Annotated in this window: 8 protein-coding genes and 1 pseudogene; 5 read left to right on the top strand and 4 right to left on the bottom strand. The window is 47.2% G+C overall.

The genetic code is table 11. The features are described 5' to 3' along the window. The 4 genes from ACLR2L_RS15085 to sodB all read right to left on the bottom strand — a co-directional run. Window positions 1–605: SpoVR family protein (locus tag ACLR2L_RS15085; protein WP_413369207.1), on the bottom strand; the 605-nt coding region annotated here is incomplete at its 3' end. 14 nt (window positions 606–619) lie between these two features. Further along, window positions 620–1,888, bottom strand: a complete 1,269-nt coding sequence (locus ACLR2L_RS15080; protein WP_413369205.1) for a YeaH/YhbH family protein — start codon at window positions 1,886–1,888, stop codon at window positions 620–622. Window positions 1,889–1,930: 42 nt separating this feature from the next. Further along, the gene (locus tag ACLR2L_RS15075) at window positions 1,931–3,853 is read right to left on the bottom strand and encodes a PrkA family serine protein kinase (protein WP_413369203.1); all 1,923 of its coding nucleotides are present in this window, start codon (window positions 3,851–3,853) and stop codon (window positions 1,931–1,933) included. A 314-nt stretch (window positions 3,854–4,167) separates the two neighbouring features. Continuing rightward, the gene (gene sodB / locus ACLR2L_RS15070) at window positions 4,168–4,752 is read right to left on the bottom strand and encodes a superoxide dismutase [Fe] (protein ID WP_140955992.1); all 585 of its coding nucleotides are present in this window, start codon (window positions 4,750–4,752) and stop codon (window positions 4,168–4,170) included. A 484-nt stretch (window positions 4,753–5,236) separates the two neighbouring features. Here sodB and ACLR2L_RS15065 point away from each other — a divergent pair, with 484 nt between their 5' ends. From ACLR2L_RS15065 to ACLR2L_RS15045, 5 genes and pseudogenes are all read left to right on the top strand, one after another. After that, a complete protein-coding gene (locus ACLR2L_RS15065; protein WP_181405015.1) occupies window positions 5,237–5,584 on the top strand; it encodes a Grx4 family monothiol glutaredoxin in 348 nt (115 codons plus the stop codon). Window positions 5,585–5,964: 380 nt separating this feature from the next. After that, window positions 5,965–8,544 (top strand): TonB-dependent receptor plug domain-containing protein, encoded by a 2,580-nt coding sequence (locus ACLR2L_RS15060; protein ID WP_413369200.1) that lies wholly within the window; start codon window positions 5,965–5,967, stop codon window positions 8,542–8,544. Between the two features lie 105 nt (window positions 8,545–8,649). After that, entirely contained in the window at window positions 8,650–9,192 is a 543-nt protein-coding gene (locus ACLR2L_RS15055) for an RNA polymerase sigma factor (protein ID WP_140955990.1), read from the top strand. A 15-nt stretch (window positions 9,193–9,207) separates the two neighbouring features. Next, on the top strand, window positions 9,208–10,266 hold the full coding sequence (locus ACLR2L_RS15050; protein WP_413369198.1) for a FecR family protein: 1,059 nt from the start codon (window positions 9,208–9,210) through the stop codon (window positions 10,264–10,266). A 129-nt stretch (window positions 10,267–10,395) separates the two neighbouring features. Further along, window positions 10,396–11,083: pseudogene (locus ACLR2L_RS15045) on the top strand (TonB-dependent receptor); the annotation flags it as partial.

Here is an 11,083-nt window from a genome sequence, read left to right as displayed (position 1 = left end):
TGTTGCTGGCGTTTTTGCTCCTCCGCCATTGAGATCTTCTGGGGTCTTTTATAACGATCAACGCCATAATTCATCAAGGCATGACAGGAGTCGAGAAAATTTTCGACTTCGGCGATACCGTATTTCTCCTCACACTTGCTGACATAGTTTTTGGCAAACACCAGATAATCGATAATTGATGAGGCGTCGGTCCAGGTGCGGAATAAGTAATTATTTTTAAAAAACGAATTATGGCCATAGCAGGCGTGTGCCATCACCAGCGCCTGCATTGGCAGGGTATTTTCTTCCATCAGATAGGCAATGCAGGGATCGGAATTGATGACGATTTCATAGGCCAACCCCATATAGCCTCTTTTGTAGTGCTGCTCGCTTTGAATAAATTTTTTGCCATAAGACCAGTGGTGATAGCCAATCGGCATACCAATACTGGAATAGGCATCCAGCATTTGCTCAGCGGTAATCACCTCAATCTGATTGGGATAGGTATCCAGCTGATAGTGCGCGGCAACCCGGGCAATTTCCTGTTGGTAGCTCGCCAGTAGCTCGAACGTCCAGTCGGGACCATCGGGTAAGCAGGCGCGGCTGGTTAAAGCGGAGTTAGACATACTGAAGACCTCCGTCAGGCAGCTTGTTTTTTAAAGAGTTCGCGAAACACCGGGTAAATATCACTGATTTCACGGATTTGCTGCAACGCCAGCTTAGGCTGACTGGCCTGTAATTGTTGGTATTGTTCCCACAGCGACTGATGCGCGCGTGGACTGATTTCAATATAAGCGTAATAACGTACGGCCGGCAGGATCTGTCTGGCCAATAGTTCGGCACAGAGTGGGCTATCTTCTGCCCAGTTGTCGCCGTCCGACGCTTGAGCGGCATAGATATTCCATTCCTGTGGGTCAAACCGTTTGGCAATAATTTCCTGCATTAGCTTCAGCGCCGAGGACACGATAGTTCCGCCGGTTTCCTGGGAATAGAAAAACTCCTGTTCGTCGACTTCTTTGGCCTGGGTATGGTGGCGGATATACACCACCTCAACGTTTTTATACGTTCGGCTTAAAAACAGGTACAACAAGATATAGAAGCGCTTGGCCATATCTTTGGTAGCCTGATCCATGGAGCCAGATACGTCCATTAAACAAAACATCACCGCCTTACTGGTAGGCACCGGCTTTCTGGCATAGTTTTTAAAGCGTAAATCGAAAGTATCAATAAAGGGTACGCCTGCGATTTTTGCTTTTAACACCGCGATGGTGTGCTCCAGTTCCATGATGGCTACGGTGTTGTCGTGCTTGTCGTTTCGCAGCGCTTCAAGAGCTTCCTCGTGTTCCCGAAGCTTGCGGCGATCACCGGCAGTTAATGCAATACGGCGCGCCATTGAGCCTTTCAGTGAACGCACAATATCGAGGTTACTGGGCACTCCATCAGTTTGGAAACCCGCCCGGTATGTCTCGTACTGTACAACCTGATTGAACTGGCTGTTTTTCAAATTGGGGAGCGCCAAATCTTCAAACAGTAAATCCAGGTATTCATCTTTGGAAATGGAAAAGTTAAAGTCATCCTGGCCTTCGCCTGAGTCACTGGCGTCGCCCTGACCACTGCCACCCCCTCCTTGCTGAGGTGGGCGGTCGATGCGGTCGCCGGCAATGAACTGATCGTTTCCCGGATGCACAACAGTGCGTTTTCCCCCTTTCCCGGTGTGAAATACCGGCTCAGAAATATCGCGTTTTGGAATGCTGATTTGCTCGCCAGAGTCAACGTCGGTCACCGAGCGGTCACCTACAGCGTCAGACACGGCGCGTTTAATTTGTTGCTTGTAGCGTTTTAAAAAACGCTGCCGGTTAAGCGTACTCTTGCCCTTACTGTTTAACCGGCGGTCGATAAAATGTGCCATACAACCCCTTCATTCAAGCGCTAAACGCGTAATGCTGCTGGCTTAAGATGCTTTACGGACGCGAAGGTACCATTCACACAATAAGCGGACTTGTTTTTGGGTATAGCCTTTCTCCACCATGCGATTAACAAAGTCATCGTGTTTTTTCTTGTCATCCGCGCTGCCTTTGGTGTTAAACGAAATAACCGGCAGTAAATCCTCAGTGTTGGAGAACATTTTCTTCTCAATAACTGTGCGCAGTTTTTCATAGCTGGTCCAGGTAGGGTTTTTACCCCCGTTGTTGGCTCTGGCGCGCAGCACAAAATTCACGATTTCGTTGCGGAAGTCTTTCGGGTTACTGATTCCAGCTGGCTTCTCAGTTTTTTCCAGCTCAGCATTCAGCGACGCCCGGTCGAACAACTGGCCGGTTTCCGGATCGCGGTATTCCTGATCCTGTATCCAGAAATCTGCATAGGTTACGTACCGGTCAAACAGATTCTGGCCGTATTCGGAATAGGATTCCAGATAAGCGGTTTGAATTTCCTTGCCAATGAATTCCACATAGTGCGGAATCAGATAGCCTTTCAGGAATTCCTTGTAGCGGTCTGCGGTTTCCTGCGGGAATTGCTCACGCTCTATCTGGCGTTCTAGCACGTAAAACAAGTGAACCGGATTTGCCGCTACTTCGGTATGGTCAAAGTTAAACACACGGGACAGGATCTTAAACGCAAAGCGCGTGGATAATCCTACCATGCCTTCGTCCACACCGGCGTAATCGCGATATTCCTGATACGACTTGGCTTTCGGGTCGGTATCCTTCAGGCTTTCACCGTCGTATACCCGCATTTTTGAATAAATACTGGAGTTTTCCGGCGCTTTTAAGCGCGACAGTACAATGAACTGTGCCAGGCTTTTCAGTGTATCAGGCGCACACGGCGCACCAGATAATTCACTGTTTTCAAGCAGTTTGTTGTAAATGCGCATTTCCTCAGACACGCGCAAACAATAGGGCACTTTTACAATGTAAACACGATCGAGGAAGGCTTCGTTGTTTTTGTTATTGCGAAATGTCTGCCACTCCGATTCGTTGGAGTGGGCCAGAATTAACCCGTCAAAGGGAAGCGCAGAGAATCCTTCAGTAGGATTGTAGTTACCTTCCTGAGTAGCGGTTAACAGGGGATGCAGCACCTTGATGGGTGCTTTAAACATCTCTACGAATTCCATTAACCCTTGGTTAGCTTTGCACAAAGAACCTGAGTAGCTATAGGCGTCAGGGTCATTCTGAGCAAACTGTTCAAGGCGGCGAATATCCACTTTACCCACCAACGAAGAAATATCCTGGTTGTTTTCGTCACCGGGTTCTGTTTTAGCTATACCAACCTGATCCAAAATGGATGGAAAGGTTTTTACGACTTTGAATTTGGTAATATCACCATTGAACTCGTGCAGGCGCTTACGAGCCCAGGGCGACATGATGGTTTTGAGATAGCGTTTTGGGATGCCGTATTCCTGTTCCAGAATATGGCCATCTTCGTTTACGTCGAACAGGCAAAACGGGTGGTCGTTCACCGGCGAACCTTGCAGGGTGTATATCGGCACCATCTGCATCAATTCTTTTAACCGTTCTGCCAATGATGATTTACCGCCACCTACCGGCCCCAGTAAATATAAAATTTGTTTCTTTTCTTCCAATCCCTGAGCGGCGTGCTTCAGGTAGGAAACGATTTGTTCGATAGCTTCTTCCATGCCAAAGAACTCATGGAATGCCGGATAACGTGCAATGATACGGTTGGAAAAAATACGGCTTAAGGCTGGTTCTGTCGAGGTGTCCATCATCTCGGGTTCGCCAATGGCCTTCAACAAACGCTCTGCGGAGTTTGCATAGGCCATCGGGTCGTTTTTACAGATGTCTAAGAACTCCTGGATTGTGAACTCTTCTTGCTTATGTTTTTCATAGCGCTCTTGGTAATGCTCGAAAATACCCATAAATACCCCTGTATAAAAAACGGTCTCCCGTAGTTCCAGCATAGACCCTAAATACGAGAAAACAAAGGCCCACGATCGGTTATTTATCGTTTATTTTTGCAATAATTTTGTTAATAAATTCATGTAGGGCAGAGTTTTATTGGGGTTTCAGAGTGTCGGAGCTTTGCGTATAACAAACGGTATTTTCGTATCAATTACGGGATTTTTGGGCACAGTTGAGCGCGTTGTGAATATCGTTGATTTCTCGTGATTCAGGCAAAAAAATACCCGGCGAAAGCCGGGTATTTTATGACAAATTTAACGCTTATGTGCTGTTATGCTGCGAAGTTTGCTGCTGCAAATTCCCAGTTAACCAGTGCCCAGAAACCTTCCAGGTACTTAGGACGCACGTTGCGGTAATCGATGTAGTAAGCGTGTTCCCACAGGTCAACTGTCATCAGCGGAGTCAGGTTAGCATCTGTCAGTGGAGTGGCTGCGTTGCTGGTGTTTACGATATCCAGGCTACCATCCGCAGTTTTTACTAACCAGGTCCAGCTTGAACCAAAGTTGTTTACCGCTTTGTCGTTAAACGCCGCTTTGAAATCGTCGAAAGAACCCCATTTGGCTTTAATGGCATCTGCCAGGGCACCTGTTGGCTCACCGCCGCCATTTGGACTCAGGCTGTGCCAGTAAAACGTGTGGTTCCAAATTTGAGCTGCGTTGTTGAATACACCACCTTCAGAAGATTTAACGATTTCTTCCAGGCTTTTTGATGCCAGGTCTGTGCCTTCGATTAGACCATTTAACTTGGTTACATACGTGGCGTGGTGCTTGCCATAGTGAAAATCAAGCGTTTCTGCTGAAATATGTGGCTCCAGAGCATCTTTTTCATAAGGTAACGCTGGTAATTCAAAAGCCATTTGAGTCTCCATTTTCGTGGTTGATTGTACGTAGTCAGTTGTCAGAGTAAGTGTTGTTGTGTATGGGCGTTACCCCGACTGTGTTGTATATAGGGACGAATTTTACTAACCCAATGACAAAATACGGATTTTTCGATGGGTTGATGTTTTTCAAAGTTGATTCGTCAAAAGCGACTGCCAAGAATCATCAGACTATATGATGATTTGCGCAATTGCCAACATTTGTTACGCCTCGAATATATTACCGCGAGCCACGCAGAATCGATCAATTCAAAACAGCATGGCATAGAGAGATGAGATATAAGCAAATGTTGAATAGTTGTGCTTGCTGGCATAGGGGAAACATAGAAAAGGTGATAAAGTGTCTCCCAACGCTGGCAGCGGCAGAACAATACTGATTTGTCGCAGCTTGAAAAAGCGCAATCTAATACCATATTAGCGGTAATACACTTTCGCTATTCAGAACAGATCTTAAGAGGCATTCATGGAAAACAACGGTGAACTGAGCACATTAGAACGTATTCAACAGCAAATCGCGGAAAATCCGATCCTGTTATACATGAAGGGCTCACCTAAACTCCCTAGTTGTGGTTTTTCTGCACAGGCATCACAAGCACTAATGTCATGTGGTGAACAGTTTGCGTATGTTGATATCCTGCAAAATCCGGATATTCGCGCAGAATTGCCAAAATATGCCAATTGGCCCACGTTCCCGCAATTATGGGTAGACGGTGAATTAGTAGGTGGCTGCGACATCATGCTGGAAATGTTTCAGCAAGGTGAATTGCAAACGCTGATTAAAGAAACTGCTGCTAAACAAAAAGCGGAATAAAGCTGGCCATTGGCCTGATGAAAATTCGCACTGTTTATAAAAACCGGCTACCAAAAGCCGGTTTTTTTTCGGCCGGATTTCACAGTTTATTGTAGAGCGAGTATTGTATAAATAATGCCCAAAAAGCGCTAAGAAATCACCGGTTAAATCTGGCTTAACATACTATAGACAAGTCGCAAAACACGATCCTCCATACCCAAAAAATATATTTTTTATTTCCCATATTTTGTTTGTTTTCTAATGGTTTAGCGTCTATAACCCAAAGGCTATTTCGGATCCTCGAGATGGAGTTGAAGGTTAAATTTACACATAAAAGGCCGGCGTATTTTGCACTGCAAATGCACCTCTAAAATGGCCTGATAATAAACCGGGAAACCATTATGAACACAAGTTTATCAAAGCTGACTTCTCAGCTTCGGCTGATTCTTGCAGCATCTGTTGCTGCGGGTAGTGTAGTGGCAACACCTGCACTTGCTCAGGAAACAAGCGAAGCGAAAAACGTAGAAAAAATCGCCGTAGTAGGTACGCGCGCAGCGCCTCGCTCAATAGGTGATTCAGCCGTACCAATCGACATCATTTCTGAAGAAGAGTTCGTAAATCAGGGCTCTACTGATATGGTATCGATGTTACAAACAGTGGTGCCATCACTGAACGTTAACGACCAACCTATCAACGATGCCTCAACACTGGTTCGTCCTGCGAACTTACGTGGTATGGCATCAGACCACACGCTGGTACTGGTAAACGGCAAACGTCGTCACCGCTCTGCGGTAATTACCTTCCTGGGCGGTGGCTTGTCTGATGGTGCCCAAGGCCCTGACATTTCAACTATCCCGGCAGCAGCACTTAAGCAGGTAGAAGTACTGCGTGACGGTGCGGCCGCACAGTACGGTTCAGACGCCATCGCAGGTGTGGTTAACTTTGTGCTGAAAGATGCAGCTGAAGGCGGCATGTTTGAAGCACGTACTGGTTCTTACTACGAAGGTGACGGCGATATGCTGCAACTGAGTGGTAACGTAGGTATGCCGTTAGGTTCTGATGGTTTTGCCAATATTACAGCGGAATACCGTACTTCTGACCCAACTTCTCGCAGCGTACAGCGCGATGATGCTGCGGCACTTATTGCGGCTGGCAACACTTTTGTGGCTAATCCATCGCAAATCTGGGGTAGCCCGGAAATTAAAGACGATGTGAAGTTATTTGCTAACCTGGGAATGGACTTAAGCGCTGATTCTCGCCTATACATGTTTGGTAACTATGCTGAGCGTGAAGTGGAAGGCGGTTTCTACTACCGTAACCCACACACTCGTGGCGGTGTTTACGATGGCGGCACCGATGATGATGGTACACCATTGCTGCTGGTAGGTGACCTGGATGGCGTAGGCACAGGTATTGAATGTCCAGCGGTGCGCATTAGCGATGGCAATGTTCTTGATAACGCGGATTATGCGTTGATCGCAGATAATTCAACAGCGGTTGGCGCTAACTGTTTCGCATTTAACGAAATGTTCCCAGGCGGTTTCACACCTCGTTTCGGTGGTACCGTTCAGGATATGTCTTTAATCGTGGGTACTAGTGGTGAGTTTGGCGATGAAATCGGTTACGACATCAGCCTGAACTTTGGTCAGAACGAAGTGGACTTTGCGATTAGCAATACCATTAACCCATCATTGGGGCCAGATACGCCTACCTCGTTTAAACCAGGCAAATACACGCAAACTGAAAAATCATTGGATATCGATCTGAACAAGCCATTTGATGTGGGTTTGTCTGCGCCATTGTATTTGGCGGGTGGTTTCCAGTATCGCCATGAAACTTACGAAAGCGTGGCGGGTGATGCGGCGTCCTGGGCAATTGGTCCATTGGCGTCACAAGGCTTTGGTATTGGTTCGAACGGTTTCCCTGGCCTGTCTGAGCGCAGTGCGGGCGAAGCGTCACGCCACAATATTGCAATGTACGTTGATGCAGAAGTGTCACTTACTGATGACTTACTGTTAACCGCAGCACTTCGTTATGAAGACTTCTCTGACTTTGGTGATACCACCAAAGGTAAAGTGTCACTGCGTTATCAGTTAACCGACGACATCGCTTTCCGCGGTGCTTATAGCACTGGATTTAAAGCGCCTACCATTGGTCAGAGCAACGTGCGTAACGTTACTACGGCATTTGGTACTGACGGTAAGCTTATCGACCGTGCAACGCTGCCTCCAACCGATCCAATCTCTGTACAAAAAGGCGGTTCGCAATTAACGCCTGAAGAGTCAGAAAGCATGAGCGTTGGTATGATTGCTGAGTTCGACAGTGGATTGTTCCTGACCGTTGACTATTACCACATTGAAGTAACTGACCGTATCAGTACGACTTCTGGTATCAAGTTAACGGCTGAAGACATCGCTGCGCTGTTAGCTCAAGGTGTAGAAGACGCATCAAGCTTCTCTGAAGTCAGCTTCTTCACTAACGATTTTGATACCACCACTGAAGGTGTTGATATCGTTGCTAACTACTCAATGGACATGATGGGCGGCGAAACCAAGTTCTCATTAGCATATAACTGGACGTCAACCACGGTAGACGAAGCGTCAGATAACATTTCAGCTGACCGCGTTCGCATGCTGGAGAACAACCTGCCAGCAACGCGTTATAGCTTTACAGCAAACCACACCAATGGTGACTGGCGCGTGTTGGGTCGTCTGAACTACGCAGGTAGTATTTTCGAGGACCACCTTGATTCAGGTCTGCCAATTGATCAGGTCGGTTCTGAGTACACCTTCGATTTAGAAGTGGGTTATCACTTTACTGAAAATCTGCAACTGGTTGCGGGTGCGAAGAACCTGTTTGACGAGCGTCCTGACGAAAACGTCCTGTACGATAACGAAATTGCCGGTTCTCAGTACCCAACTACGTCACCAATCGGTATTAACGGTGGCTTCTATTACCTGAGAGGTATTTACACCTTCTAAGGTGATTTGTTTCCCTGAAACCATGGCCGACCGGTATAATGCCGGCCGGCCATTTCAGCCGAAGCTATAATAATAAAATCGCAACTGGTTAAATAAGACTGAATAATGAGCGGCACATCGAAAATCGCTACCACCTACGTAAAATATCGCAGCAAGCTAATGCGGGCGATAAGTTCAATTGTGGACGACAACGATATTGAAGACATTGTGCAGGATGCCTTTGTAAAAAGTTACGAAGCTGAATTAAAGCAAGAAATACAATACGAACGCACTTATATGCTCAGAACAGTGCGGAATCTGGCGCTTAATCACGTTTCCCGGGCGGCACATCAACTCAACGATCAGGTTGAGAATATGGATGTACTGGCAACCGATTTCAGTGATGAAATGATAGAGCGACAGGTTGAGAGCAAACAACGGTTTATTCACTTTTGCCAGGCAACTGAAAACCTGTCGGCAGAAGTAAAGCGCGTATTTTTGTTAAAGAAAGTGTACGATATGAGCCAGCGGGACATCGCAGAGCTTTTGCAAATTAGCGAAAGCACCGTGGAAAAGCATGTTGCCAAAGGCCTGATGCAGTGTGCACAGTTTTTAGCGCGGCAACAGCAGCCCCATAACAGGGACGAAAGCCAGTCTAATCTGGGGTAAAGCAGAGCAGTAGTCATGAGTAACATTAGTCAATTCAACAGCAAAGAAACCATACAGGCCAAAGCCTGTGAATGGGTTGCCGCAATCGATCGCGGTATTTCAGCAGAGGAAACGGTGCAACTGCAACACTGGTTGGCAGCGAATCCGTCTAACCAGAAAATGCTGTTCGATATGGCTTCGCTGTGGGATGACATGAGTGTAATGCATGCTTTGCAAGGTTTGGTGACCTATCAACCTCGTAAAAAGGCACGCACAGCCAGTAGCCGAAAATGGTTAGCTGCAGCGGCGCTTATTGCTGTGTCGGTAACCGGCGCATTGAGCTGGAATATGCTTCCCTCCATTCAGCCCGAGGACGCTGTTGCCAGTGTTTCTCAGGACTCGGCAACCAATGTGGGTGAACAGAAAACGGTATTGTTGGCAGACGGCACCAAAGTATTTTTAAACACGGATTCGCAAATCCGCGTGAATTTTTTTCCTGGCTTCCGGCAGATTGAGCTGTTAAAAGGCGAAGCCCATTTTGATGTGGCTCACGATCCTGCGCGTCCCTTTACTGTGTTTGCGGGCGACAGTTCTGTCACTGCGGTGGGTACGGCATTTAATATGGAATACACCCAGGGCAAAGCATTCGAGCTGGTGGTTACTGAGGGTAAAGTCAGGGTGAGCCAGCAAACGGTATCCGACGCCACAACGTCTGCTCAGCGCAACCGTGCGCCATTACCAATAGAACTGGAAGGCGTAATGGTGTTCGCGGGTGAACAGGCATTGATCAACAAGAGTGTTTCGGCACGAACGGCATTAACACAGTCTGAGATTGCTCAGAGTCTGGCCTGGCAGGATGGTCAGATTGTGTTTACGGGTCAGGAGCTCACTAAGGCGCTGGATGAGATCAGTCGCTACACCCGGGTAAAATTTGTAATAGATGACATGCGCATCGTCGATACGCGTATTGCCGGCTATTTCCGGGTAGGCGATATCAACGGTCTTTTGGCAGCGTTGCAAAACAGTTTTGACATACAATCTTATAAAGACAGCGAGCAAAATATTCATTTACATCGTGCAGATAGTGCGATTTAACCGCACATAGCAGGCTATTTACAGAGAATGGGTGCACTGCGGTTGAGTTTATGTAAATATTAGCGGAATTTTACGCAGCATTAACATTCATCCTTGCACGTTAGGTATTGGACAAGCGCTTCTTTATTTTTGTTACTGGTTACCAGCGGCTCTGTCGCGCCGGTAAATAGTTATGCACAGACCTCTCAAGGCGTTAACAGCCAGCTCACCGCACAGCGTTATTCTTTTTCAATTCGCTCGCAAACCGCAGATAAAGCGTTAATTCAGGTTGCTACACAGGCTAAAACCACACTGTTATTTCCCTACGAGCTGGCGCAAAAAATTGTGTTGCCTGGCGTAGAAGGGTTGTACACCCTTGAGGAAGTGTTGCAGTTATTGTTAAACGACACGCCACTGGCCTTGAATCTGGACGACAATGGCTTTTTAACCATTATTCAGAGAGTTGAGCAAAGTAATACCGTTGAAAGCGCTGACGCTCCGGATACAGCGCTAATTACGCCGGTTGAAGAAAAGCTTCCACAATTTGAACGCATTTCGGTACTGGGTACCCGCGCTTCGGCAAGAGGTGCTTATGAATCAGCGGTTCCGCTGGATATCATTGCGCTTGACCAGCCTTTCTTTCAGGGTAGCCAGAATATGCTGGATGCGCTAACTCAAACCGTGCCGTCGTTGAATGTGAATGCGCAAACCACTAATGATGCCGCCATGCTGGTTCGCCCTGCCAATTTGCGCGGATTAGCATCGGATCACACTTTAACGCTACTCAATGGCAAGCGGCGTCACCGCTCTGCAGTGATCACGTTTTTGGGCGGCGGTT

This window comes from Alteromonas sp. AMM-1, assembly GCF_047290655.1.
Classification (GTDB): domain Bacteria; phylum Pseudomonadota; class Gammaproteobacteria; order Enterobacterales; family Alteromonadaceae; genus Alteromonas; species Alteromonas mangrovi.
The sequence above is the reverse complement of the archived record's forward strand: the minus strand, read 5'-3'. Positions and strand labels throughout refer to the sequence as shown.